Origin of the sequence: Burkholderia pseudomultivorans (genome assembly GCF_001718415.1) — a bacterium.
Classification (GTDB): Bacteria; Pseudomonadota; Gammaproteobacteria; order Burkholderiales; family Burkholderiaceae; genus Burkholderia; species Burkholderia pseudomultivorans_A.
This window is the reverse complement of sequence record NZ_CP013378.1, coordinates 442,331-467,398: the sequence shown is the minus strand read 5'-3', so window position 1 is coordinate 467,398 and position 25,068 is coordinate 442,331. Positions and strand designations below refer to the sequence as shown.

At 64.8% G+C, this 25,068-nt stretch carries 20 protein-coding genes; 4 read left to right on the top strand and 16 right to left on the bottom strand.

Features of this window, described 5'->3' with window-relative positions; all coding sequences use genetic code 11:
* Positions 1-116: 116 nt before the first annotated feature.
* Entirely contained in the window at positions 117-998 is an 882-nt protein-coding gene (locus WS57_RS14940) for a LysR family transcriptional regulator (RefSeq protein WP_038455586.1), read from the bottom strand.
* A 139-nt stretch (positions 999-1,137) separates the two neighbouring features.
* Between WS57_RS14940 and WS57_RS14935 the strand changes: the two genes are divergently transcribed.
* Positions 1,138-2,379 (top strand): MFS transporter, encoded by a 1,242-nt coding sequence (locus WS57_RS14935; RefSeq protein ID WP_069244474.1) that lies wholly within the window; start codon positions 1,138-1,140, stop codon positions 2,377-2,379.
* A gap of 18 nt (positions 2,380-2,397) precedes the next feature.
* On the opposite strand, the gene WS57_RS14930 is transcribed toward WS57_RS14935, so the two are convergent.
* Entirely contained in the window at positions 2,398-4,221 is a 1,824-nt protein-coding gene (locus tag WS57_RS14930; protein ID WP_069244473.1) for a sulfatase-like hydrolase/transferase, read from the bottom strand.
* 270 nt (positions 4,222-4,491) lie between these two features.
* On the opposite strand from WS57_RS14930, the gene WS57_RS14925 reads away from it, so the two are divergent.
* The 3 genes from WS57_RS14925 (at position 4,492) to WS57_RS14915 (ending at position 7,802) form a co-directional block, all read left to right on the top strand.
* Complete coding sequence (locus tag WS57_RS14925; protein WP_059604587.1) at positions 4,492-5,565, top strand: porin; 1,074 nt, start codon at positions 4,492-4,494, stop codon at positions 5,563-5,565.
* Between the two features lie 305 nt (positions 5,566-5,870).
* Positions 5,871-6,992: an FAD-dependent monooxygenase gene (locus WS57_RS14920; RefSeq protein ID WP_069244472.1), complete on the top strand. Its 1,122-nt coding sequence runs from the start codon at positions 5,871-5,873 to the stop codon at positions 6,990-6,992.
* Between the two features lie 27 nt (positions 6,993-7,019).
* Positions 7,020-7,802: an IclR family transcriptional regulator gene (locus WS57_RS14915; protein ID WP_059604584.1), complete on the top strand. Its 783-nt coding sequence runs from the start codon at positions 7,020-7,022 to the stop codon at positions 7,800-7,802.
* Between the two features lie 53 nt (positions 7,803-7,855).
* Here the strand turns inward: WS57_RS14915 and WS57_RS14910 are convergent, their stop codons facing one another.
* The 14 genes from WS57_RS14910 to WS57_RS14845 all read right to left on the bottom strand — a co-directional run bounded on the left by WS57_RS14910 (position 7,856) and on the right by WS57_RS14845 (position 24,809).
* Complete coding sequence (locus WS57_RS14910; RefSeq protein ID WP_059604581.1) at positions 7,856-8,920, bottom strand: fimbrial protein; 1,065 nt, start codon at positions 8,918-8,920, stop codon at positions 7,856-7,858.
* A 100-nt stretch (positions 8,921-9,020) separates the two neighbouring features.
* Positions 9,021-11,654, bottom strand: coding sequence for a fimbria/pilus outer membrane usher protein (locus tag WS57_RS14905; protein ID WP_059514851.1), 2,634 nt, complete (start codon positions 11,652-11,654; stop codon positions 9,021-9,023).
* Positions 11,655-11,743: 89 nt separating this feature from the next.
* Entirely contained in the window at positions 11,744-12,484 is a 741-nt protein-coding gene (locus WS57_RS14900; protein WP_059514853.1) for a fimbria/pilus periplasmic chaperone, read from the bottom strand.
* A 113-nt stretch (positions 12,485-12,597) separates the two neighbouring features.
* Positions 12,598-13,185 (bottom strand): fimbrial protein, encoded by a 588-nt coding sequence (locus tag WS57_RS14895; RefSeq protein ID WP_059514881.1) that lies wholly within the window; start codon positions 13,183-13,185, stop codon positions 12,598-12,600.
* A 1,346-nt stretch (positions 13,186-14,531) separates the two neighbouring features.
* Positions 14,532-15,284 carry a FadR/GntR family transcriptional regulator gene (locus WS57_RS14890; RefSeq protein WP_069244471.1) on the bottom strand — a complete coding sequence of 251 codons (753 nt, stop codon included), beginning with the start codon at positions 15,282-15,284 and terminating at the stop codon, positions 14,532-14,534.
* 91 nt (positions 15,285-15,375) lie between these two features.
* Complete coding sequence (locus WS57_RS14885; protein ID WP_009692016.1) at positions 15,376-16,248, bottom strand: amidohydrolase family protein; 873 nt, start codon at positions 16,246-16,248, stop codon at positions 15,376-15,378.
* Between the two features lie 61 nt (positions 16,249-16,309).
* Entirely contained in the window at positions 16,310-17,251 is a 942-nt protein-coding gene (locus tag WS57_RS14880; RefSeq protein ID WP_069244470.1) for an ABC transporter substrate-binding protein, read from the bottom strand.
* 70 nt (positions 17,252-17,321) lie between these two features.
* Positions 17,322-18,359, bottom strand: coding sequence for an ABC transporter permease (locus WS57_RS14875; RefSeq protein ID WP_009692014.1), 1,038 nt, complete (start codon positions 18,357-18,359; stop codon positions 17,322-17,324).
* An 18-nt stretch (positions 18,360-18,377) separates the two neighbouring features.
* A complete protein-coding gene (locus WS57_RS14870) occupies positions 18,378-19,928 on the bottom strand; it encodes a sugar ABC transporter ATP-binding protein (protein ID WP_038455556.1) in 1,551 nt (516 codons plus the stop codon).
* 19 nt (positions 19,929-19,947) lie between these two features.
* Positions 19,948-20,724 carry an SDR family oxidoreductase gene (locus WS57_RS14865; protein ID WP_009692012.1) on the bottom strand — a complete coding sequence of 259 codons (777 nt, stop codon included), beginning with the start codon at positions 20,722-20,724 and terminating at the stop codon, positions 19,948-19,950.
* A gap of 43 nt (positions 20,725-20,767) precedes the next feature.
* A complete protein-coding gene (locus WS57_RS14860; RefSeq protein ID WP_069244469.1) occupies positions 20,768-22,045 on the bottom strand; it encodes an L-fuconate dehydratase in 1,278 nt (425 codons plus the stop codon).
* Between the two features lie 23 nt (positions 22,046-22,068).
* Positions 22,069-22,911, bottom strand: a complete 843-nt coding sequence (locus WS57_RS14855) for an ureidoglycolate lyase (protein ID WP_059604568.1) — start codon at positions 22,909-22,911, stop codon at positions 22,069-22,071.
* 57 nt (positions 22,912-22,968) lie between these two features.
* Positions 22,969-23,733: an SDR family oxidoreductase gene (locus WS57_RS14850; RefSeq protein WP_069244468.1), complete on the bottom strand. Its 765-nt coding sequence runs from the start codon at positions 23,731-23,733 to the stop codon at positions 22,969-22,971.
* Between the two features lie 314 nt (positions 23,734-24,047).
* Entirely contained in the window at positions 24,048-24,809 is a 762-nt protein-coding gene (locus tag WS57_RS14845) for a FadR/GntR family transcriptional regulator (protein WP_009692008.1), read from the bottom strand.
* Positions 24,810-25,068: the final 259 nt, after the last annotated feature.

Here is a 25,068-nt window from a genome sequence, read left to right as displayed (position 1 = left end):
AATTTTGTCGCGGGCAGGGTTCACATTTCGTTTAGATTTGGCCGGGGGTACAGACGGCCTGGCAGAACCGGCGAGCATCGTCCACCCGTCACGGACGTCTGCCGATCCGCTGAGGTTTACGCCTGACCGGCAAGCTGCAGAAAGTTGCGGACGACGGCAGACGGGTCATCGGACCGCGACGTGATCGCGAGCCTGGCACGCAGCCCGTTGCCGGCTATCGGCCGATAGGCCACGCCCGCGACCTGCACCTGCGTAATCGCCTTCGGCACGATGGAAACGCCGAGCCCGGCCGCGACCAGCGTCACCGCGGACGCGATTTGCGGCGCGGGCTGCGCCATGCGCGGCTCGAATCCGGCCGCCTTGCACGCGGCGACGATATCGTCGAACAGCGCGCTGCCGGCTTCCCGCGGCACCTGCACGAACGACTCGTCGGCCAGTTCGGCCAGATCGATATGGCGACGCCGCGCCAGTCGATGCGCAACCGGCAGCGCGACGAACATCGGCTCCTCGTCCCAGTCCGACACGCGCAGCGTCGCGGCGACCCGACGTTCCGGCCGCACGATCGCGACGTCGAGGCGCCCGGCCTCCAGCGCCTCCAACAGCACGCCCGAGGTCGCTTCCTGCAGCGTCAGCTCCGCATCCGGAAACGCCTCCCGAAAGCGGCGAATCAGATCCGACACTTTCGAATTGAACGCCGCCGTCCCGGTGAAGCCGACCCGCAGATGCCCGATTTCCCCGCGCGCGGCTCGCCTCGCCGCCCGTGACGCCCGCTCGGCATCGTCGAGCACGCGCCGCGCTTCTTCGGCGAACACCTCGCCCGCCGGCGTCAGCTCGGCGCCGCGCGCGGTCCGCCTGAACAGTTCCACGCCGAGTTCGCTCTCGAGCGCCTTGATCTGCTGGCTCAACGGCGGCTGGCCGATGCCGAGCGCTTCCGCCGCCTTCGTGAAATTCGATGCGGCCGCCACGGCCAGAAAATATCGGAGATGCCGAAGTTCCATGCGCTGCAAGACCTCGCGGTGAGTCGGGCCGGCACGCCAGCCAGTGTCAAAACATATTGCTGTGGTTCTTTTCATATATTGGACATATATATGACCGTGCGCAAGAATTCGGGTATTCCCTCGTTCACCGAGCGCATCCATGTCCTCCCCTTCGATTTGCCCGTCCCTGCCGGATACGCGGAAAACCGCGTCCGAGGCACTGCCCGCCGGCGTGTCGCCGCGCTCGGCCGCGTACAAGCGCATCGCGTTCGCGCTGTTCCTCGCCGGCTTCGCCACCTTCTCGCTGCTGTACTGCGTGCAGCCGCTGCTGCCCGCGTTCGCACGCGAGTTCGCGCTCGGCGCGGCGTCGAGTTCGCTGTCGCTATCGCTGTCGACCGGCATGCTGGCGGTTTCGATCCTCTGCGCGGGCGCGCTGTCCGAACGCGTCGGCCGGCGCGGGCTGATGTTCGCGTCGATGACGCTGGCCGCGCTGTTCAACGTGCTCGCGGCGCTTGCGCCGAACTGGAACCTGCTGCTGGTCTGGCGGGCGCTCGAAGGGTTCGCGCTGGGCGGCGTGCCGGCGGTCGCGATGGCCTATCTCGCGGAAGAAATCGCCGCAGACGGACTGGGTTTCTCGATGGGACTCTACGTCGGCGGAACCGCGTTCGGCGGCATGGTCGGGCGGATCGGCATGAGCGCGCTCGAAGAACATTTCTCGTGGCGCACGGCGATGCTGACGATCGGCGTCGTCGATCTCGTCGCGGCGGTCGCGTTCGTGATGCTGTTGCCGCCTTCGCGGCGCTTCGTGAAGCGCACCGATCTGACGCTGCGCCACCACGTTCGGCTGTGGCGCGAGCAACTGCGTCATCCGCGGCTGCCGTTCGTCTTTGCGATCGGCTTCCTGGTGATGGGCGCGTTCGTGACGATCTACAACTATGCAGGATTCCGTCTGACGGCGGCGCCGTTCAACCTGAGCTCGACCGAGTGCGGGCTGATCTTCGGCGCGTACCTGTTCGGGATGGTGTCGTCGTCGAGTGCGGGCGCGCTCGCCGACCGGCTCGGGCGGGCGCCGGTGCTCGTCAGCGGCCTGCTGGTGTTCGCGGCGGGCCTCGCGCTGACGCTGTCGCATTCGCTCGTCGCGATTATCGTCGGCATCGTGCTCGTCACGATCGGCTTCTTCATCGCGCATGCGGTCGCGAGCGGCTGGGTCGGCCAGCTCGCGGGCGCCGCGAAAGGGCACGCCGCTTCGCTGTATCTGCTCGCCTACTATGTCGGGTCGAGCGTGCTCGGGTCGATCGGCGGCGCATTCTGGCAACACCGCGCATGGGCGGGTGTCGCGGCGTATGTCGCGGTGCTGCTCGTTATCGGCCTGCTGGCCGCGCGTCGCCTGCGCCCTGCGTAACGCGCGCGGCGCGCGCCGTCACGCATGCGCCCTGAACTGGAACTGCAACCGCCCGTCCCTGAACGGCAGGCTCGACAGATCGTCGCGGCCGACTTCCTGCCGGATCAGTCGATTCAGTTTCGCATTCATCTCCATCAGCAATGCGCGATGCAGTTCCGGACGCGTCGCCAGGTTGTGCATTTCGTCCGGATCGACGTATAGATCGAACAGCTCCAGATCGTTGTTCGCCAGCAGATCGTCCAGCGTCTCCGGTTCGTTGAATGCCGACAGCGCAAAGTAGCGGCTGAACCGATAGCGGCCGTCGAACACGCTGCGGATCGCGCCGCGCTGGGCCAGATCCGGCTGCAACGCGGCCGCGCGCGCGTGCATCTCCGCAGGCGGCACGCCGCGTTCGCGCATCGTCTTGAATTCGGCCAGCATCCACTCGCTGTCGTAATAGAGCAGCATCGCGTAATTGAACAGCGTTGCGTCGCGAATCGCATGCAGGTCGGCGCGCTCGGGCTGCGCGAGCAAATGCGCGAAGCTGCTGCCCTTCGCGTCGGGGCCGACGACGCGGGCAACCGTATCGGCCGACGCGCCGGTCAACGCCACCAGCGTCGGCGCGACGTCGAGGTGCGACGTCAGCGCGCGGCAGGTCTTGCCGCCGCGGTAGGCCGGATGCCTGACCAGCATCGGCACGTGATTCTGTTGGCGATAGGCATTCGCCCCCTTGTCGATCATCTGGTGATGGCCCGCGAGGTCGCCATGATCGGAGGTCAGCACGACGATCGTGCGATCGGCGATTCCGAGATCGTCGAGTTCGTCGAGCAGGCGCTCGACGTGCCGATCGCAGTCGCGAATGCAATTCAGGTAGTAATCCTGATAACGCTTCACCGTCGCATCGTCGAATTCGATCCGGCCGATCAGCGCCTCGTGCGCAGCCGCATACATCGCATGCGCCTTCGGCCGGTCCGGCGACGCGAGTGGCTGGCGACGCGATGCCGGCAACGGCACCTGGTCCCAGCGCGCATCGTAAAGCCGCGTATCCGGCGCGGGGCGGGTCGGAATCAGGCCCGATCCATTCGGACGCCCCACCGGATCGGTGTTGAGCCACATCGCGTCATGCGGATTGACGAGGTTGACCGCCAGAAACCACGGCTTCGCGCCGGCGGCATTGCGCCGCTGCTCGCGCATCCAGCTGATCGCGGCCTGGGCGGTCACGCCATCGAAGTTGTAGCCGCCATGCGCGGAACCCACGAGGTCGCCGACACCGAAATAATCGTCGAAGCCGTATGCGCGCATGGCCTTGTTGTATTCGGCCACCGGTGCGTCGTACGGCGAATTCGATTCGTGCAGCGTCGCGCTCAGATGCCATTTGCCGACGTACACGGCCTGATAGCCGGCGTCCTTCATCATGTGCCCGACGGTTCGAATCGACGTCGGCATGTCCGGCTGCCACGGCAGCCCGGCGTTGTCGAATACGCCCGTGTGCTGCATGTGCTGTCCGGTGTAGATCGTGGAGCGCGACGGCGAACACACGCAGGCGGCGATCTGGTGATTGATGAAGCTGACGCCGCTCTTCGCGAGCCGCTCACGCCCCGGCACGCTGACGGGCCATGCGTCGAAATAGCGCTCCTGGTCGACCAGCACGAAGAGGATGTTGTAGCCCGGCGGCAGGTTCGGCAGCGTCGAGGGGGAACGGGTCGCGGCGGTGTGCTCCGTGGTTTCGGCGGCCCTCGTCGCGCTCGGCGCGATGGCTGCCGTCACGGCGGCGGCGCCCGACGCTTTGAGAAACGTGCGGCGCCGGCTGTCGGGCAGCAGGCGAGCTTCCGGCGAGTCGACAGGGGTGATCGGGTCGGGCATGGCGCGTTCCAATGACAAAAGAGTCGCGAGGACATGTTCAAAAATGTTCCATACAGGGAACATTGATTCTTTTGTGGCATTGTTGCACAGACACCGCCGCACAGCACACGTTTCCTGTTTTCATCGAGTAAACCCGGTTTAACCGGTGAAAACCACAAGATCGACATCAATTGCTTTGATGTTCTAATGTTCCCGATACGGAAATACGTTTCCCTTATGGAACATAAAAATATTCCGCGCCTTCCCCCAACCTGTCGATCCTGAACAAAAATGAACAGAACATGCATTGCAGGGCTGTTTGCGACCGCGCTTTGCGGATCCGCTTTTGCACAAAGCAGCGTGACGCTCTACGGCAGCCTCGATTCCGGCGTGGCCTACGTCAATAACAGCGGCGGACACGCGCTGTTCAAGGCCAACCAGAGCAACATGCAGCCGGACCGCTGGGGGATTACCGGCGCCGAGGATCTGGGAGGCGGACTGCGTTCGGTATTCCGTCTGGAAAATGGTTTCTTCACGAATACCGGCGCCTTCGTCAATCCGGGCGCCGAGTTCAACCGGCGGGCCTACGTCGGGCTCGAGTCCGACCGGTTCGGCACGCTGACGCTCGGGCATCAAAGCGCGTTGTCATTCGATTTGCTGACGCCGTTCGCGAATGCGTATGCGGGAAATTCGTGGAATATGTTTCATCCGGGCAATGTCGACGGGCTCGCCAATTCCGCGACGTCGGTCATCAACAACGCGGTCAAGTACCGCTCGCCGAACTATGGCGGCGTCGGTGTCGCGGCGCTGTTCGGATTCGGCAATACGACCAACTTCGGCCGGAACGACACGTGGAGCGCGGCGCTGACCTACGACCGAGGCCCGTTCCACGCCGCGGCGTTCTACCAGCTCCAGCACGATCAGGCATTCGCGCTTGCGCCGCTCGCGCTCGGCACGTTCCAGGGGCAGCCCGCCGCCGGCTATGTCGCCGACCGCGCGGAATTCTGGGGCGCCGGCGGCGCCTATACGCTCGGGCCCGTCAAGCTGCATGCGCTCTATACGCGAGTGAAGCTGGAGTCGAAACAGCATGCGGACATCTACCGCGCCTACGACGCCGGCGCCGAATGGTCGGTGACACCGTTCACGACGCTGACGGCCGGCGCCAACACCACGACGCTGGCTGCACATCGCTGGACCCAGGCCGGCGTCGGTTGTATCTACGCGCTGTCCAAGCAGACGCAGTGGTACCTGCAGGGCGTTTTCGAACACACCAATCCCGGCGGGTTGGCATCGCTGTCCGTCGCCGGCCTGTCGAGTACCAACAACCAGGTGATGGTGCTGTCCGGGATTCATCACAACTTCTGACCCGCCGCGACGGGCGCGAACGCGCCCTTTGCGCGCCGATCGCCGCACACCGCGCGATTGCCGTCCTCCCTGCCGGCAGCCACCAAGCCGGCGCGACCCTCGACGCCCGGGGCGGCGTCGACGGGCATCGCTCCTCCCTGGGCTCGCCCACCTCGCCTTCCTCGCCTGCCGCTGCGGCGCTGCTCGGGGTTTTACCTCATGACCTTTTCCTTGCGATCGGACGCGATTGGTAGCAGCATATGCGTTCATTTTAGTTCTATATGTTCATTTTTGAACATTCGAGATGTGATGAAGCGGGAGACAACATGCTGAAGATCGGAATCGCAGGTGGCGGCATCGGTGGGCTTGCGGCGGCAATCGCGCTGCGCAAGGCGGGACATCAGGCCGTCGTGTTCGAACAGGCCGCCCGTTTCGGGCGGGTCGGCGCCGACATCAACCTCACGCCGAACGCGGTGCGCGCGCTGGACGGGCTCGGCATCGGCGCGACGCTGCGCGAAACGGCCGCCCGGCCGAACGCACGCATCAGCCGCATGTGGGACACCGGCGAAGTCACGTCCCGGCTCGCGATGTCGGACGAAGCCGAGCGCAAATACGGCGCGCCGCAGCTGACGATGCATCGCGCGGACGTGATGGCCGCGCTGGAACAGGCGCTGCTGCCCGACGAACTCCATCTCGGCCAGCGCATCGCATCGGTTGCGCAAAGCGGCGACGCCGCGACGCTCACGCTCGACGACGACTCGACACATGCGTTCGACCTGCTGCTGGGCGCGGACGGCATTCATTCCGGCGTGCGCCGCTTCCTGTTCGGCGACGAGCACCCGCAGTTCACCGGCATCGTGTCGTATCGGGCGGTCGTGCCGGCCGAGCGTCTGCAGGGCGGCGATCTCGGCGCGTTCGTCAAATGGTGGGGGCCGACCGACGATCTGCAGATCGTCACGTTCCCGCTGAATCTCGGCCGCGACATCTTTGTGTTCGCCACCACGTCGCAGCCGGACTGGACGCACGAATCGTGGACCATGCCGGGCGACGCCGACGCGCTGCGCCGCGCCTATGCCGAATTCCACCCCGAAGCGCGCGCGCTGCTCGCCGCATGCGACACGGTGCTGGCCTCGGCGTTGTATATTCGCGATCCGTTGCCGAAATGGACCGGCGCGCGCATGGCGCTGCTCGGCGATGCATGCCATCCGATGATGCCGTTCATGGCGCAGGGTGCCGGCATGGCGATCGAGGATGCGGTCGTGCTGTCGCGCGCGCTGAGCGGCATCGGCGCCGACGGTCTCGAGGCCGCGCTGACGCGCTACGAGCGCGCGCGTCAGGAACGCACGGCGCGCATCCAGATCGGTTCGCGCGGCAACAACTGGTTGAAGGCCGGCGGCAATGCCGACTGGGTCTATGGATACGATGCGTGGACTGTCCCGCTGGACTGAGTCGCGCGCACCTTTTCGAGAATCGAGATGACGACAGACCAGCCCGATCATTCGAAATCCGGCGATGCCGCGCCGTCGCCGGTCGAGCGCGCGTTCCGCCTGCTGAGATTCATCGCGGAAGGCGGCTCGACCGCCAACCTGAGCGACGTCGCGCGGCAAATCGACGTCAACCGCGTGACGCTGAAACGCCTGCTCGACTCGCTCGAAGCCGCGGCATTGATCGAGCCGCTCGAGTCGGGCGGCTCGTATCGGCTCGGCATGTCGTTTCTGACGCTCGCGGCGGGCGCGCTGGGGAATGCCGACCTCACCGCACGCGCGCGGCAGGTTCTTCCGGGGCTGGTCGAAAAGACCGGGCTGTCCGCCTTCCTCGCGGTGCTCGAAGGCGCGGAAGTCGTCTATCTGATGTGCGAGACGCCGGACACGCCGCTGGTCACCCGGATTCGCGTCGGCAGCCGGATTCCCGCGCACCGCGCGACACCCGGGCTGGCGATGCTCGCCGGCCTGCAAGGCGGCGCGGCGCTGCGCGCACGCTACGGCAGTCACGGCGGCGATCGCGACACGCCCGACTGGGACGCGCTCGAGCGCACGCTCGACACGGTGCGAAGCAACGGTTGCGCATGGAGTTTTTCGGGCCTCGAAGCCGGCATCGATTCGTGCGCGGCCGCGATCCGCGACAGCCGCGGCACCGTGCTGGCGGCGCTCAGCATCGCAGGCCCCGACAGTGCTTTTGCAGCGGATCCGGCGCTGCGGCAGCTGGTCGAGACGAGCGTCAAGGCTGCGGCCGCTGCGTTGTCCCGGTCGAGCCTTTGACGATCTTCGGTGGGCGGAGACGTTGGTTCGCCTGCCCCCCGCAGCTGCCGTCCCTACTGATACGAAAACGTGATCAACGCCCGGGCGTTGACGCTTCCCGGCCCGACCGTCTCGTTGGTCTTCACGTACCGCACCGTGAACGGAATCAACATCGTGTCGTAAGCGTTGGCAGTCCCCACCAGCCACTGGTTGAGATTGCCCTTCGTCGACGATTCGGGACCGAATGCAAGCGGTGTCGTCGACTTGTCGCGAAAAATCTGCAGGCCAAAACCTGTCGCAGTGGAGCCCGGTGCAAGGCTGAGCACGTTCGATGTGTTCGCGTGATCGCTCGCATCGGTCAAGGTCGCATGAACCGCCAGCGTGGTATCGCATTTGAGGCCCACGGCAAACGACGAGGACACCGCCGAAGTTGCGCCGACTTCCTTGAAGTCATAGGTGATCGCTTTGGGCAGCATCACATTGTTGCCGTCGCCCGAGATGACCTTGCAGCCCTGCGCATTGACCGTGACCCTGGCCGACGCCATCGGAATGGAAGCGCTCTTCGCCGTCCCGCTTCCGTCAGTAATGGTGTACTTGCCGACTTGCCGTGCAGGAATGGTGTAGGTTCCGCTGGCCAGACGCCCCGTTGCCACCAGCGCGACCACCACGGCGATCGACGTGCTGGACGATCTCACGGGCTCCTTGTCGTAGATGACGTCGATTCCGCCCTCCTTCACGCCGATCTCCGGACCGAATTCGCTTCTCATCACGAGTGCATAGCCGATGCCCGGTACGCCGGACTCCCATACGTCCGATACCTGCCCATTCGACACGTACCGGATGCCCGGCACGACGGTCCCGAGCGACTCGAACCGGCCTTTCAATTTCAGGCAGTCCGCCATTTGCGTCGGTTCACTGAAGAAGTAACGCCATCCACTCACCCTTGCCGTGGCACCCGGCTTGATCAACGTTCCATGCTGGACCGCATCCGCCGGACCGGCCAGCGTAATCGGCGAAAAGCCGACGACACCGGACGCCGCGGTCCAGTCTCCCTGACACGCGGCCACCGCCGGCCGGAACCCGGCCAGCACGACAACCAGCGACAGATATCCCAGCGTCTGTACCAAATTTTTTCGCATATCGCCCCTCGGCTTATCCAGATTGAGACCATGCGACTGCCTTGCGTCGCAACGGACCGGTGCCTGCCGTCCACTCACGGCCGACACGCACCGGCGCACCTCATACACGCGGTGCCGCGCGGCTCGACAGCTTCGGCGCATAGTCGACACCCGGTGCAGCGACGCATGGCAGGTCGAGACTCTGCGGCGGCTGATAGCCGGCGGAACGCTTGCGCACCGGCAACGCATACGACAGATGGCAGGCCGACGCCGCATCGGCGGCGCCCCACGTGACACTGAGTTCGCCGTGGTCGGCAAGGCCGCGAGCGAAGATCTTCCCGCCCTGCCCCACCATGCCGACGTCCGCGCCGTTACGATCCTTGACCATCGCACCGAACGGCAACGGTGACCCGTCCGGCTGACGCGCGCGAATCACTGCCGAGCGGCCATATACGGTCCTGAATCTGAGCATCGGCACGGCACCCGCCAGTGGCGCAACACGTTGACGGGTCTCCAGCAACTCGATGTCCGTCGACAGGCCCTTCGGGTCGAGCGTGATGTCGTTGAGCGCGAACGGCGACAGATAGGGCACCACCGCGTAACCGTTGCGATCGAGCCGCACGCCGGTCGCGTTGGTCACGTGCGCGCCTGCCGCGTGTGGTGCTGCGACGATCGCAAACGTCTCGCCGACCGGCTGCGACAGCGTGACACCGCCCGGATGCGCGACGACCGCGCCGCGCAACGCGACCGAATACTGTTGATACTCGTTGCTCACCCCGACGCTGCCACTCAGCTCGGTCCGGGCACCGCGATACGTGAGGTTCGCGCTGCCGCTCGTCTGCGCACTGCCCGAACCCGTGCCGCGCATAAGGTTGACGCCATACGCGAGATTGCCGTCGGCGCCGACCGAGCCGGACAGGTTGGTCTGCCATTGCGTCGAACCGCGCGAATCGTGATTGACGTTGGTCGACAACAGCGCGGGTCGCGCACGGCCGAGCGGAATCGACAGCCCGGCGTAGACGGTCGTGCTCGATCCCGCCAACGCGTTGCGCTGCCGTGCCGCCGAGATCCCGTACGAGACTGTCCGAAACGTATTGTTGTAGCCGACCGTGTAATCGAGGTCCGACCCGCCCCTGTTCCAGTACGTTGCCGCCGACGCGGTCGCGCTCACGCTGCCCCATTTGTTGCCGAACTGCTGGCTCAGCGTCAGCGACGCACGGTTGCGCTGGCGATACAGACGCGCCGAATCGATGTGCACCGCCGCCTGGTCGCGAGCGCGCATCGCGTCGGTCAGGCCGAAGAAGCCGTTCGTCGAATAACGGTATGCCGCGATCGCGATATTGGTACCGGTCGCCGCGATGGTCTTCGCGTAGCTCACCCGAAAGCTTTGCCCCGAGTAACGTCGCTCGCCCGGAACCTGCGTCGTCGCCTGCGTAACGTCCGCGCCGAACGCGCCCAGCGACGTGTTGAGCACGCCACCCAGCATCGCGGACAGATAGCCCTGCGCAACCGTCACGCCGCCGTAGCCGGTCAGCGTATTCGTGAAGCCGTGCTGCCACGTCGCCTGCATGAACGGCGGCGACGTGTTGTCGAGGTTGCGCACCACCCCGGCCGTGAAGCTGTAGCGGTTCTGCCCCGGACGCAGCGACAGCGGGATCGCCGCGAACGGCACCGAGAACGAGTGAACGGAACCGTCCGCCTCCGTCACGGTGACGTGCAGATCGCCGCCATATCCGGTTGGATACAGATCGTCGATGATGAAGGCACCGGGCGCGACGGTGGTTTCGTACAGCCTCATGCCGTTCTGCGTGATCGTGACCTTCGCGTTCGAATTCGCGACACCGCGCACCACCGGCGCATAGCCGCGCTGCGATTCCGGCAGCATCCGGTCGTCGGTATAGAGTCGCACACCGCGGAACGACGTCGAATCGAACAGATCGCCGGACGTATACGTATCGCCGACCACGAGCTGCGACGACCACGCGGCGACATCCCGCTGCACGTATGTCGCAGTGTTCTGATAGCGTCGCTCGCCGCGATCGTCCCAGCCGAACGAACCGCTGTGACGAAAGTGCCAGCGCTGCACGTTGAAGCCGGCGTCGAGACCGACGTAGCCTTGCGTCGAGCCATATCCGCCACGCGCCTGCGAGTGGTACGTGTTGACGTTGTAGCCGAGCATCGCAACCGGTACGCCCGCCGTCCATTGGTCCGGGCTCACGTAGCCGCGCGGGCTGCGCAGCATCGCGATCTGCGGAATGCTCAGGTCGAGCCGCTGGTCGCCGAATTCGAAACTGACCGATGCTTCCGGGATGATCTGCCCGATCCGCATGCACGCGCCTTCCGGCTCCAGGCTCGCGCGAATGTCTTGCGGCAGGCGTACACGATCGACGCCGATCCGGTCCAGCAGCGTACGGTCGAAACATGGCTGCGCATCCGGCGTACCGGGCGCCGCCTCGAATGTGACCTCGACGCGCCCGACCCAGCGGCCGTCCACGTAGATGTCGGGCGTATAGGTGCCCGGACGGACGACGTTGCCTCGCTCGTAGCGCGATACATCGATCGCAGCGCCGCCGCTCAGAAATCCGCTCTCGAATTCGACTTGTGCAAATTCCGTTTGCGCGACCTGGAACACCTCATCTGACCTGCCGGCACGCGCCTCCGCCTGCCACCCCGCGATAATGGTGAGAAGCAGTGCGCAGATAGGCTTCAGACGCGGCTGATGACGCAACCCCCAATCCCTCACTTGCCTCTCCATTATTCAACACGCCTTCATTTCGATCCGGTTATATCGACCGGGCAGACCTGTTCAGGCCGGATCGCTCAATAACGAATGCCATTGCGATGTCACTTCGCGACGTCCGACTGATGGGCGTGGCTGGCTCCCCAGTCGTCCATGCTGCTGTAGACGACCTTGCCGCCCACGACATCGGTATTCAACGAACCCTTGACCGGAAACGACGCAGTCTCGCCCGGCCGCACGAAGCCGACGCCAGCGTCGAACGTCTTGCCGTTCGCGACCAGCGCGATTCCGGACAGGTTGACGACATAAGGCGTCGGGTTGATTGCCTCGAGCACTGCTTGCTGATCGGCCCGCGCCAACAGCCGCCACTTCAGTTGCGAGGGCGCATCGAGCGCTTCGCCAGGAAGACCGCTCGGCCGATACATCAGCTTCACGCGGGTCCGAAATGCGAGCTGAAGCCGATTGGCATCCGGATCGACGGTCGCTTTCGGCGGTACGTCCAGCACGTTCAACCAGAAAAGCGACTCCTTGTCGGTCGGCAACGGTTCTCCCGTATGCATGATCCGCAACGTCTGGCCCTTGCCGGCCTCGATCCGGAAGATGGACGGCGCGATCACGAACGGAACGTCGAGGCTTTCCGGCGAAGCACGCTCGTCGCCGGTATCGATCCACGTCTGAACCAGTGCCGGCCGCTTCCCGTCATTGCTCATCTGGAGCGTGACTTCCTTCTCGCGCGCATCGAATACGATGCGTGTACCGGACAACGTCACGCTCGCATGAGCGAATGAAGCGCCGAGCGCGAATGCCATCAGAACCAGCCAGCGACGCGTGAAACGTGCCATCATCTTTTCTCTCCTTTTGATTTGCATTGCGAATTAAATGACGATCGCGTATTTCAACAATCGAGAGATCGCCGACCGTCCGAGACGGTCGGCAACGTCAGTTAACGTGTCGCTTTTTAGGGGTAAGTCAGCGAGTAAGTGACGAACGAATTGGCCGGGCCTGCCGTCACGGGCCCAACCGCCACGTACTGCGCCGAGAACTGCAGCGTCGCGGTGCCGGATCCGTCGAGCGCCGTATCGATATCGGCGACCTGCACGCCCTGGGTGGAGCTTTCCGCACCGATCTTGACCGGCTGGTACTTGTCATTCAGGATGCCGATTTCGACGCCGGTCGCGGCGTCGGCGCCGGTCAGCTTGAGCCGGCCGCTCTCGAGATTGACGTTCGGCCCCGGCTCGAAGGCGACGGACACCTTCTTCACCGGTGCCGGAATGACGGTGGTACCGTCATCGTCCTTCTTGTCGGTCGTACAACCCGACAACGCGAGCGTGAACGGCGTCCTCCCGGACGTTGCGCCGACCGACGACAGCTGATTGGTTGCCGCACGCGGAAGCGGCACGGTCAGGTCGTTCGTACCGCCATTGATCTTGCAGGTCGATGCGACCACGGACCCGGTGAAGGTAATCGTGCCGTCCGACGCGTGCGCGGCATTCATCGCGAAAAATGCGAGACCGGCTGCCGACATCAAAAGTGAATATTTATTCATTTCCATTTTCCACTTATCATGGATTAAGATAAAACGACGAAATAAATCGCCGACCAAATGTAGCAATGCGCATTTCCCCAACACCAAGCCCAGCCAATGATTACGCCATTTCTCGCCCTCCTGCACCAATCACGATACCAACCGAACTCCATTGAATTAAATTTTTTTACTGACGCACCCAGGCCACTCAAAAACCTTGCCTGGCCACAGACCAAATAATCAGCAAGCCGAATGAAATACACCGACAATTCAAAAGGCTTCGAACATAGGTTATCCGTGCACCGGCAGGTTTGCTTCTCTTCTTCAACCGCCAGGCAGCGTCATTGGCTGACATGCCTGAAGATAGAGCCTCGCGATCTCGATTTCTCGAAACGAAGCGTCATCATCCAACCGCGTCAATAGCGTGACGAACTCAGTGCCGAGCGAATTCCGAGCGACAAGTAACGGCCACTTTCATAATTCGTTTGAATTGTGACGACGATAGATCTTATTTCGTCAGATCCCCGAACAACGTCCCCGCCCGGCCAGAAATGGCGTGCCGGAAAACGACTCCGCGCGCAATAGCATTACAATTTCCACATCGAAACCGCGCAATCCGCGTACCGAACGACTCCAGCTCCTTTGGCTGCCCGGCACTGCAAAAAAATTGAATCGCATGATTTTTATTGCACTGGCGGACGCAGTCTATCAAGACCGCTTACAGAAAGGATATAGGACAAAAGATGATATTCTTCGCAAACAAATAGTACGTGTACGATATCCGTCACGAGCGACGACCGAAGCGCTGCCCAACGTCAGACAAGCCTTAATGGCGCGCGGACGGCGGGCATCAATACCTGGAGCGAGCGAAACGTCATGTCGGTTGACTGTCGATGCGTGGCCAGCCACCCGCGAACGTGGAAGAAACAAGCGTCCGCATCCTGGAACGGAGATGTGGCGTGCGCGACGGTACCCGAACGCAAAGCGATCCGGGAAGAATCGAGGTTGCGTCTGCCATCTCGCGATGGTCCGCATGCCACCTCGGATCGGGAAGTGGCCTCTCAATCGCGCACCTCGGCCGAAACAAGCGTCACAATGCATCGTTTCGAATAACGCCGGCTCGAATGAAAGCCGGCTGTCCATTTGCGAGGGCCGATATGACCGGAAGCGGACTTTTGTGGCTGGTGAGGCATCGAGCCTGACGTCGATATTGTCTGAATTCAGCCAGACCCGGCGAAGCGGGTCGGCGTAGGCACTTGTTTTTTGTCAGACCGGCAATTCAAGCCGACTTTCCGGTATTGAAAAACAACCCGTCTCGCTACCCGCTCGCCTTCCACGGTCCCTCTACTCCACCCTTCCCGGTTCCCTCAATCGAGCGCCCGCCCGAAAATCCGGATCACCTCGTCCAGATGGCTCGCCATCGCGCGGCGCGCCGCCTCCGGGTCGTGCGCACGGATCGCATCGAGGATCGCGCGGTGTTCGAGTTCCGACCGGTGCGGCATGTCGTTCGGCATGTACAGCGACTGAAGTCGCTGGAACATCCGGTCGTACTTGTGCGCGAGCAACTGCTTGATCATCAGCGCATACGCAGGGTTGTCGCTGGCTTCCGCGATGCGGATATGGAACAGCCGGTCGCCCGGATGCGTGCGCGAGCCGCTGCGGTTGTCTTCCTGGTTGCGCAGGAACGCTTCGCGGATCGCTTCGATCTGCGCATCCGAGCCATGCTGCGCGGCCAGCGACGCGGCTTCCGGCTCGATCAGCCGGCGCGCCTGCAACAGCGCAAACGGCGGGATTTCGGTGTCGAGATCGAGCGCGAGGCCGATCTCCGGATCGATCTCGAGGGTCGAGAACGGCACGGTTTTCACCGCGGCCGGCGCCGGATCGGCCGCGCGCTGCCGCACCTTCACGCCGTCGCCGACGCGCACGCTGACGAGCCCGCTCACCTCGAGCGCAATCAGCGCCTCGCGCACCGACGTGCGCGACACGCCGAACTGCTCGGCCAGCTCGCGCTCCGGCGGCAGATAACTGCCCGGCGGAAAATCGCCGGACTCGATCAACGCACCGAGCTTGTCGGCAATCTGCTGGTAGAGGCGACGGTTCTGAATCGGATGGATGGACATAGGCTGACGTACACGATCGGTTCCGGTCCGGTGAATCGCGCGGACCCTTCACGCCTGTTGGATGTCTCGACGTCGATTCGCCGTCGCGCGCTCATGTCGACAGTCCGTAGCACCGCGCGGCAGTGCCGCCCCACAAGGCCTTGCGCTCGGCCGTCGACAGCCGCGACTCCGCCCAGCGTTCGACCAGCGATGCCACCTCGTCATACGACGCCGCGAGCAGGCACACCGGCCAGTCCGAGCCGAACATCAATCGCTGCGGGCCGAACGCATCGAGCGCGGCGTCGAGACATTGCTCGATATGGCGGATGTCCTGTGCGCGCAGGCCGCGCTTCCAGTCGGTTTCGGTCACGAGCCCCGACAGCTTGCATGCGACGTGCGGCATCGCGCCCAGTTCGCGCAGCGACGCACGCCAGCGTACCTGCGCGGTCTCGTCGCGCTCGAATTCGGCGAGCGCGGGCTTGCCGACATGATCGAGCACGAGCCAGTGCGCATCGTGCCGCGCGCAGAACGCCCGCACGTCCGGCAACTGGCGCTCGAATACGAGCACGTCGTAGACGTAGCCGTTCGCCTGCAGCCACGCAACGCCGCGATTGAATCCCGAATCGGCAACGAACGCACCCGCGTCGGCTTCGTCCTGCACCTGATGCCGAAAGCCGCGCAGCTTCGGGCTGCGCCATTCGGCGACCCGATCGGCAAGCGCCGGCGCGGCGAGATCCTCCCAGCCGACCACTGCGGCGATGCGCGCGTCATCGCGGGCGAGATCGAGCAGGAACGCCGTCTCGTCGCGTCCGGCGCGCGCCTGCACCGCGATCGATGCGTCGAGCGCCTGCGCATGCATCTGCGGCCACAGTGCATCGGGCAGGTAGTCGCGTGCGAGCACGCGCATGCTCGGGCCGATCCACGGATAGTCGGCCGCGCGATAACGCCAGAAGTGCTGATGGGAATCGATACGCATTGCGCCCATGGTGCCCTCGTGTTCGATCACGGCAGCGGCGGCGTGCGTGGCCGCCGCGCGTACGTCATGCTCAGTCGTACAGCACCGCCGCGATCTTCGGATCGTCGATATTGGTCTTGTCGTACCAGTAGAAACCGGTATCGATGATCTTCGGCAGCTTCTCGCCCTTGATCGCCTTCACGGCCGCCTCGACCGTCTTGTAGCCGATCCCGACCGGGTTCTGCGTGATCGCGCCGGCCATCAGCCCGCTGCGGATCGCTTCCTTCTGCTGCTTGCCCGAATCGAAACCGACGATCACGACCTTGCGCTTCATCTCGCGCACGCCGTTGACCACGCCGATCGCCGAGCCTTCGTTGGTGCCGAACACGCCCTTCAGCTTCGGATACGCCTGCAGGATCGACTTCGTCACTTCGGTCGACTTCAGCTGGTCGCCGTCGCCGTACTCCACGGTGACGACCTGCACCTTCGGGTGCGCCGACTTCATGCGTTCGAGGAAACCGTCGCGGCGATCGATGCCGGTCCGGCTCGTCTGGTCGTGCGCGACGACGGCCACCTGGCCTTCGTCGCCGATCAGCGCGGCGAGCTTGTCCGCGGCGAGCGACGCGGCGGCCTTGTTGTTGGTCGCGGCCGTCGTCACCGGGATATCGCTGTCCACGCCGGAGTCGAATGCGATCACCGGGATCTTCTCGTTCTGCGCCTTCTTCAGGAGCGGCAGCGCGGCCTTGCTGTCGAGCGCCGCGAAGCCGACCGCGGCCGGCTTCTTCGCGATCGCGGCCGACAGCATGTCGATCTGCTTGTCGACCATCGCCTCGGTTTCGGGGCCGTCGAACGTCACCTTCACCTTGTAGTCCTTCCCGGCCTGCATCGCACCCGATTTCACGGCCTGCCAGAACTGATGCTGGAAACCTTTCGAGATCAGCGGGATGTAGGTTTCCTGCGCCTGTGCGCCGGCCATGACGCCGACGGCGAACGTCAAGCCGACGATCGCGTTCAACAGCTTGCTCCTGATCACTTCGCGTCTCCTTGGTTGGTATCGAATCGAATGCCGGCCCGGCCGGCGTCAAAGCCCTCGCGTACCGGCGTCAGCGGCGCCGCCGGCGCAGGATGTCGACGTACACGGCGAGGATGATGATCACGCCGGTCACGACGGTCTGCCATTCCTGCGCGACCGACATGATGCGCAGGCCGTTGGTCAGCACGCTCATGATGAACGCGCCGATGATGGTGCCGACGATGCTGCCCGCGCCGCCCGACAGCGACGTGCCGCCGATCACGACGGCCGCGATCGCGTCGAGTTCGTAGCCTTGCCCGAGCGCCGGCTGGGCGGAGTTCAGCCGCGACGCGATCAGCAGGCCGGCGATGCCGCATACCGTGCCGCTGAACGTGTAGACCGCGATCTTCCAAGCGTCGACGTTCACGCCGGACAGCCGCAGCGCTTCCTCGTTGCTGCCGAGTGCGAACGTGTATCGACCGAAGATCGTCCGGTTCAGCACGATCGACGCGCCGATCGCGACGAGGAACAGGATCAGCACCGCGTTCGGAATCGGCAAGGCGGGAATCAGATTGCCGATCAGCGAGTCCTGCGCGATCGACGTGAAGCCCGGCGTGTCGTTGAAGTAGATCGGCCGCGTGCCCGAGATCACGAGCGACAGGCCCTTCAGCAGCATCATCATGCCGAGCGTCGCAATGAACGGCGGCACCTTCATCTTCGCGATCACGAAGCCCGACACGCAGCCCGATAGCGCGCCGAACAACAACGCGGCCAGGATTCCGAGCGGCAGCGGCATGCCCCAGTTGGTCAGCACGACGCCGGCCATCACCGCGCAGAACGTCATCAGCGTGCCGACCGACAGGTCGATGCCCGAGGTGATGATCACGTACGTGCAGGCGACGGCCAGCACGCCGTTCACGGCGGTGGCCTGCAGGATCGCCACGAGGTTGTCGACTTCGAGGAAGTTCGACGATGCGAAGCTGAAAAACACGATCAGCAGCATGAGGCTCGCGAACGCGAGCAGCTTCTGTCGCGCGGCCGGATTGAAGAAGCGCGACTTCAGGCCCGGCACGCCGGCGGGCTTGTCGCCGGAAGCGATCGGCGGGACGGGTTGCGTATCGTTGGACATGGTCGGGGTTCGTCTGGATCAGGACAATACGGTCGACTCGCGCTGCGTCGCGAGCTGCATGATCTTTTCCTGCGTGGCGTCGGCCGCGCGCAGCTCGCCCGTCACGCGGCCCTCGCACATCACGAGGATGCGGTGGCTCATGCGCAGCACTTCGGGCAGCTCCGACGAGATCATCACGATCGCCTTGCCGTCGGCGGCGAGCGCATCGAGCAGCTTGTAGATCTCGCTTTTCGCGCCGACGTCGATCCCGCGCGTCGGCTCGTCGAAGAACAGGATGTCGCAGTCGCGCAGCAGCCATTTCGCGATCACGATCTTCTGCTGGTTGCCGCCCGACAGCAGCCGCGCGGGCTGCGCGATCGACGGCGTGCGAATCGCGAGCTGCCGCACGTACGACTGCGCGGTATCGCGCATCTTTCGTGCATCGAGGAATGCGCCGCGGTGCACGAAGCGGCGCATGCTCGCCAGCGCGATGTTGTTCTGCACGTCCATGCCGACCGCGAGCCCGAAATGCTTGCGATCCTCGGACAGGTAGCCGATGCCGTGCTTTACCGCGTCGGCGGGCGTGCGGATCGTCACGGTCTTGCCGTGCACGCGGATTTCGCCGGCGTCGACCGGGTCGGCGCCGAACACCGCGCGCGCGACCTCGGTACGGCCCGCGCCCATCAGCCCTGCGAAGCCGAGAATCTCGCCGCGCCGCAGCGTGAAGCCGACGTCGCGGATCGTGCGGCCGCGCGACAGCCCGCGCACTTCGAGCGCGACGTCGTTGGCGGACGTATCGGGCGGCGTGCGGAATTCCACAGCGAGCTGGCGGCCGACCATCATCGCGATGATCGCGTCCATCGAGGTCTCCGCCATCGGCACGGTCGCGACATACTTGCCGTCGCGCATCACGGTCACGCGATCGGCGATCTGGCGCAATTCGTCCATCTTGTGCGAGATATAGACGATGCCGACGCCGTGCGCGCGCAGGTCGCGGATGATGCGAAACAGCTCGGCGATCTCCGCGTTGTTCAACGCGGCGGTCGGCTCGTCCATGATCAGCACGCGCGAGTCGAACGACAGTGCCTTCGCGATCTCGACCATCTGCTGCTTCGCGACCGTCAGGCGGCCGACCGGCGTGCGCGGATCGAGATCGAGCCGCATCCGCGCGAAGATCGCGGCCGCATCGCGGTTGAGCTTGTCCTCGTCGACGAACACGCCGAAGCGCCCGCGCGGCTCGCGGCCGATAAAGATGTTCTGCGCGACGCTCAGGTGGTTCATCAGGTTCAGCTCCTGATGGATGATGCCGATCCCGAGCGCCTGCGCGGCACGCGGATCGTCGATCTCCACCGCGCGGCCGTCCATCCGGATCTCGCCTTCGTCGCGCGGGTAGACGCCCGCGACGATCTTCATCAGCGTCGACTTGCCGGCGCCGTTCTCGCCCATCAGCGCATGCACCTCGCCCGCGCGCAGGTCGAAGCGGCAGTCGTCGAGCGCGAGTACGCCAGGGAAGCGCTTGCTGATGCCGGTCAACGCGATCAGCGGCTCGCGTCGTTCATGCGCGGTGACCGGATTCGAATCAGGTTGCATGGTGTCGGCACTCCACGGCTCAGTCGATTGCGCGGTCGAGATGGGTATAGCCGCCGTCGACGAACAACCACTGGCCGGTGGTATGCGACGCGCGTTCCGACAGCAGGAACACGGCCGTATCGGCGATTTCTTCGGCCGTCGTGAAGCGTTTGCCCAGCGGCACCTTGCTTGCGATCCCGGCGAGCTTCGCATCGGGATCGTCGAAGCAGTCGAGCCATTTCCGGTAGAGCGGCGTCATCACCTCGGCCGGAATCACCGCGTTCACGCGCACGCCGTCGTCGCGCAAGGCGACGGCCCACTCGCGCGTCAACGCGAGTTGTGCGCCCTTCGATGCGCAATAGCCGCTCGTGTTGCCCTGGCCGGTCACGGCCGTCTTCGACGACACGTTGACGATCGCACCGCGCGTCGCCTTCAGATGCGGCACGCAGTAATGCGCCATCACGTAGTAGTGGACGAGGTTGCGTTCGAGTGAGGCGACGAACGCGTCGCGCCCGGCGTCGAGCCCGACGTTGTCGTTGATGCCCGCATTGTTGACGAGCCCGTCGATGCGGCCGAATTGCGCAACGGTCCGGGCGACCGCGTCGCGGCACTGCGCCTCGTCCTGCAGCTCGACCGACAGACATGCGGCGCGCGGCTGGATGCGGGTCAACTCGCGCCAGAACGCGTCGTCCGGCGTGTGGCGTGCGAATACCACCGGAATCGCGCCCTCGCCGGCGACACGCATCGAGATCGCGGCGCCGATACCCGACGCGCCGCCGGTCACGATCACGACCTTGTCTTGCAGATTCAGATCCACTTCGCGTCTCCGTCGTTCATGTTGTCGGCACGCGCGGCGCGCGTCAGCCGCGGAACCGGTATTGCTCCAGCGATTCGGGCTTCATCTCGATCGAGAAGCCGGGCGCCGTCGGCGGCAGGTACGCCGCATTCCGGATCACGCACGGATCGACGAAGTGCTCGTGCAGATGATCCACATACTCGATGACGCGCCCTTCCCTCGTGCCGGCTATGCACACGTAGTCGATCATCGACAGGTGCTGCACGTATTCGCACAGCCCGACGCCGCCCGCATGCGGGCACACCGGCAAGCCGTACTTCGCGGCCAGCAGCATCACCGCGAGAATCTCGTTTACGCCGCCGAGCCGGCACGCGTCGATCTGTACGACGTCGATCGCGCCGCGCGCGATGAACTGCTTGAACAGCACGCGGTTCTGGCACATTTCCCCGGTCGCGACCTGCACGGGACCGATCGCCTCGCGGATCCTGCGATGCCCTTCGACGTCGTCGGGACTCGTCGGCTCCTCGATGAACCACGGCTGCGCGAACGCCAGCTCGCGCACCCAGTCGATCGCCTCGTCGACCTCCCACACCTGGTTCGCGTCGATCATCAGCTTGCGATCGGGGCCGATCACCTCGCGCGCAATCGTCACGCGGCGAATGTCGTCCTCGAGGTTCGCGCCGACTTTCAGCTTCACATAGTCGAAACCGGCGTCCACCGCCTCGCGGCACAGCCGGCGCAGCTTGTCGTCGCTGTAGCCGAGCCAGCCCGCCGAGGTCGTGTAGCACGGGTAGCCTTCGCGCTCCAGCGTGGCGATCCGCTCGGCCTTGCCGGGTGCCTGCCGGCGCAGTTGCTCGAGCGCTTCGTCCGGCGTCAGGCAGTCGGTCAGGTAGCGGAAGTCGATCGTGCGCACCAGTTCCTCGGGGCTCATGTCGGCGACGAGCCGCCACAGCGGCTTGCCCGCCGCCTTCGCCCACAAGTCCCACACCGCGTTGACGACGGCGCCCGTCGCGAGGTGGATCGCGCCCTTGTCGGGGCCGATCCAGCGCAGCTGGCTGTCCGACGTCACGTGCCGCCAGAAGCGCCCCATGTCCTCGCGAATCCAGTCCAGGTCGAGACCGACGACGAGGTGGCGCATCGCGGCGATGGCCGCGCAGCAGATTTCGTTGCCGCGGCCGATCGTAAACGTGAGTCCGTGACCCTCGAGGCCGTCGTGGTCGGTTTCGAGCACGACATAGGCTGCCGAATAATCGGGGTCCGGATTCATCGCGTCGGAGCCGTCCAGCTTCTGCGACGTCGGGAAGCGCACGTCGAGCACACGCATCGATCGAATGATAGGCATCACGAATCGTCCTGGAAATGAATTCAAGCCTGAACGGTGCGCTGGCGCTGCTCGCCGAGCCCGTCGATGCCGAGCGTGATCACTTGCCCGGCGCGCAGGTAGACGGGCGGTTGCTGCCCGAGGCCGACGCCCGGCGGCGTGCCGGTCGAAATCACGTCGCCCGGCTGCAGGCTCATGAAACGGCTCAGGTAGCTGATCAGATGCGGCACGCGGAACACCATCGTCGCGGTCGTGCCGTTCTGGTAGCGGTGGCCGTCGACGTCGAGCCACAGCCGCAGCGCGTGCGGATCGGGCACCTCGTCGGCCGTCACGAGCCACGGGCCGAGCGGGCCGAACGTGTCGTTGCCCTTGCCCTTGTCCCACGTGCCGCCGCGCTCCAGCTGGAATTCGCGCTCCGACACGTCGTTCACGACGCAGTAGCCGGCGACGTGCGACAGTGCGTCGGCTTCGTCGATATAGCGGCCGCCCTGGCCGATCACGACGCCGAGCTCGACTTCCCAGTCGGTCTTCTCCGAGCCGCGCGGAATTTCAACGTCGTCGTTCGGCCCCGAGATCGCGCTCGTCCACTTGCCGAACACGACCGGCTCCTTCGGTACCTCCATTCCCGATTCGGCGGCGTGATCCGAGTAGTTGAGCCCGATGCAGATGAACTTGCCGACGCGGCCGACGCATGCGCCGATGCGCGGCGTGCCTTCGACGAGCGGCAGCGAGGAGGCGGGGATGTCGCGCAGCCGCGCGAGCGAGGCAGGCGTCAGCACGTCGCCGGCGATGTCGTCGATCACGCCCGACAGGTCGCGGATGCGGCCCTGCTCATCGAGCAGGCCCGGCTTTTCATGGTGTTTGTCGCCGAATCTCAGCAGTTTCATGGGGTCGTCGTCTGGTCGAGGATATTCGGGGAGGCGGAGCGGGTCAGTTCGACACGGTCAGTTTGACCAGCCGCCATCGATCAAGTGGATCGCGCCGGTCGTGAACGCGGATTCGTCGGACGCGAGGTACAGCGCGAGCGCCGCGACTTCGTCGGCGGTGCCGACCCGCCCCAACGGCTGACGCGCGACGAACGCCTGCCGCACGACGTCGACCGACACCTGGCCCTTGCGCGCCTGCTCGGCGATGCGCTGCTCCAGCGACGGCGACTCGATCGTGCCGGGGCAAATCGCGTTGCAACGGATGCCCCGCTGGACGAAGTCGGCAGCCACCGCCTTGGTCAGCCCGATCACGGCCGCCTTGGTCGTGCCGTAGACGAAGCGGTTCGGCACGCCCTTCACGCTCGACGCGGCCGACGCCATGTTGATGATCGACGCGCCGCCGGCGTCGAGCATCGCGGGCAGCAGCGCGCGGATCAGCCGGTACATCGACGCGACGTTCAGGTTCAGCGAGAACGTCCACGCGTCCTCGTCGCAGTCGAGGATCGTGCCGTGATGCACGTAACCTGCGCAGTTGAACAGCACGTCGAATGCGGGTTCGTTCGCGGCGAGCGCCTCGACCTCCTGTTTGCCGGTGACGTCGAGCCGCCGCGTGGTCAGCCGGCCGCCCGCGCGTTCGGCGTCGGCCTCGAGTTGCGCCAGTGCGGCTTCGTTGATGTCGGTCGCCAGCACCTCGGCGCCCTCGTTCGCGAACCGCAGCGCGGTCGCGCGGCCGATGCCCTGTCCGGCCGCCGTGACGAGCGCGCGCTTGCCCTGCAGTCTCATGAACCCCTCCCTGTAGAAGGCCGATCCGTGACCGGCCGATTGGCACAAAGGATCAAAGGTCCAACCAATATAGTGCGCTCATCCGGGTTTGTCACGAAATCGGCGTCGGTGTTTTCCCGGGCATCGTCGGGGACGGAATGACGGGTTCTACGCGCGGGGTCCCCTCCATTGTTCGGTCCAATGGATCCAGACAAGGGGGCGGCGTGCCTCACGACGAATTCCGTTCCGTCCGGAACGGGCCGTTTTCGAATCATCGGTCAGCGCGGTCCCGGCGCCTTCGCCGGCCACGGGCAAACCGACCCTGCCACAGGGCCTTACTGCGCAGAGCGAGAAAAAATCCGGATAACGGAATTGAGGTGGGCCAGCATGGCCCGGCGAGCGGCTTTCGGATCGCGCGCCTCGATCGCAGCGAGAATCGCGCGATGCTCGCTCTCCGAGCGATGCGGCATGTCGCGCGGTGTATAGAGCGTCTGCAGACGCTGAAACATCGGATCGTACTTGTGCGCCAGCAACTGCTTGATCATCAGCGCATACGCGTCGTTGCCGCTCGCCTCCGCGATGCGGATGTGAAACAGGCGATCGCCGGGATGAGTCGTGGAGCCGTTCCGATTGTCCTGCTGATTGCGCAGGAACGCGTCGCGAATACCGGCACGCTGCTCGTCCGTCGCATGCTCTGCCGCAAGCGCGGCGGCCTCCGGCTCGATCAGCTTGCGCGCCTGCAACAACGAGAACGGCGGAATCGTCACATCGAGGTCGAGTTCGATGCCGAGTTCGGGATCCACTTCGAGCATGCCCTGCCGACGGCCGGTCATCACGTCGGCGTCTTGCACGGATGCCGGCTTCGATTGCGACAGCACCGATACGCCATCGCCGACCCGTACGTTGACGAGACCGATGACCTCGAGCGCAATCAGCGCTTCGCGAACCGACGTGCGCGACACACCGAATCGTGCGGCAAGCTCTCGTTCAGGCGGCAAATAGCTGCCGACGGGAAAGGCTCCGCTCTCGATCAGCGATCGAAGCTGATCGGCAATCTGCTGGTAAAGACGGCGGTTCTGAATCGGTTGGATCGGCATACGATCGGCGGCTCGGTATCAAGACTGTTCGGATGCGGCGCACCGGGCGCCGGAACAATTCCGATTGTATCTCTGCAATGGGCGGCAATCGGTTCGTTACGCGCCGCACGACAATCGTTCGGCCAGGGCGGTCCACGCCGAGAAAGCGGCCTCGGCTCACGTCCGCAAAAATCGAAGTTATTCGACGTGGCTTCGAACGGCCTGACGGTAGTATCAAACTTAGGCGCATCTTCGGATGCCGGGCGGACAAGAACACCTC

What these genes read in the sequence shown, in the direction of transcription:
- WS57_RS14870 (WP_038455556.1), bottom strand. Translation starts at nt 19,928, where the DNA reads ATGCAACCTGATTCGAATCCGGTCACCGCGCATGAACGACGCGAGCCG.
- WS57_RS14935 (WP_069244474.1), top strand. Translation starts at nt 1,138, where the DNA reads ATGTCCTCCCCTTCGATTTGCCCGTCCCTGCCGGATACGCGGAAAACC.
- WS57_RS14915 (WP_059604584.1), top strand. Translation starts at nt 7,020, where the DNA reads ATGACGACAGACCAGCCCGATCATTCGAAATCCGGCGATGCCGCGCCG.
- WS57_RS14900 (WP_059514853.1), bottom strand. Translation starts at nt 12,484, where the DNA reads ATGATGGCACGTTTCACGCGTCGCTGGCTGGTTCTGATGGCATTCGCG.
- WS57_RS14860 (WP_069244469.1), bottom strand. Translation starts at nt 22,045, where the DNA reads ATGCCTATCATTCGATCGATGCGTGTGCTCGACGTGCGCTTCCCGACG.
- WS57_RS14930 (WP_069244473.1), bottom strand. Translation starts at nt 4,221, where the DNA reads ATGCCCGACCCGATCACCCCTGTCGACTCGCCGGAAGCTCGCCTGCTG.
- WS57_RS14925 (WP_059604587.1), top strand. Translation starts at nt 4,492, where the DNA reads ATGAACAGAACATGCATTGCAGGGCTGTTTGCGACCGCGCTTTGCGGA.
- WS57_RS14895 (WP_059514881.1), bottom strand. Translation starts at nt 13,185, where the DNA reads ATGAATAAATATTCACTTTTGATGTCGGCAGCCGGTCTCGCATTTTTC.
- WS57_RS14855 (WP_059604568.1), bottom strand. Translation starts at nt 22,911, where the DNA reads ATGAAACTGCTGAGATTCGGCGACAAACACCATGAAAAGCCGGGCCTG.
- WS57_RS14875 (WP_009692014.1), bottom strand. Translation starts at nt 18,359, where the DNA reads ATGTCCAACGATACGCAACCCGTCCCGCCGATCGCTTCCGGCGACAAG.
- WS57_RS14885 (WP_009692016.1), bottom strand. Translation starts at nt 16,248, where the DNA reads ATGGGCGCAATGCGTATCGATTCCCATCAGCACTTCTGGCGTTATCGC.
- WS57_RS14850 (WP_069244468.1), bottom strand. Translation starts at nt 23,733, where the DNA reads ATGAGACTGCAGGGCAAGCGCGCGCTCGTCACGGCGGCCGGACAGGGC.
- WS57_RS14905 (WP_059514851.1), bottom strand. Translation starts at nt 11,654, where the DNA reads ATGGAGAGGCAAGTGAGGGATTGGGGGTTGCGTCATCAGCCGCGTCTG.
- WS57_RS14920 (WP_069244472.1), top strand. Translation starts at nt 5,871, where the DNA reads ATGCTGAAGATCGGAATCGCAGGTGGCGGCATCGGTGGGCTTGCGGCG.
- WS57_RS14845 (WP_009692008.1), bottom strand. Translation starts at nt 24,809, where the DNA reads ATGCCGATCCAACCGATTCAGAACCGCCGTCTTTACCAGCAGATTGCC.
- WS57_RS14910 (WP_059604581.1), bottom strand. Translation starts at nt 8,920, where the DNA reads ATGCGAAAAAATTTGGTACAGACGCTGGGATATCTGTCGCTGGTTGTC.
- WS57_RS14940 (WP_038455586.1), bottom strand. Translation starts at nt 998, where the DNA reads ATGGAACTTCGGCATCTCCGATATTTTCTGGCCGTGGCGGCCGCATCG.
- WS57_RS14890 (WP_069244471.1), bottom strand. Translation starts at nt 15,284, where the DNA reads ATGTCCATCCATCCGATTCAGAACCGTCGCCTCTACCAGCAGATTGCC.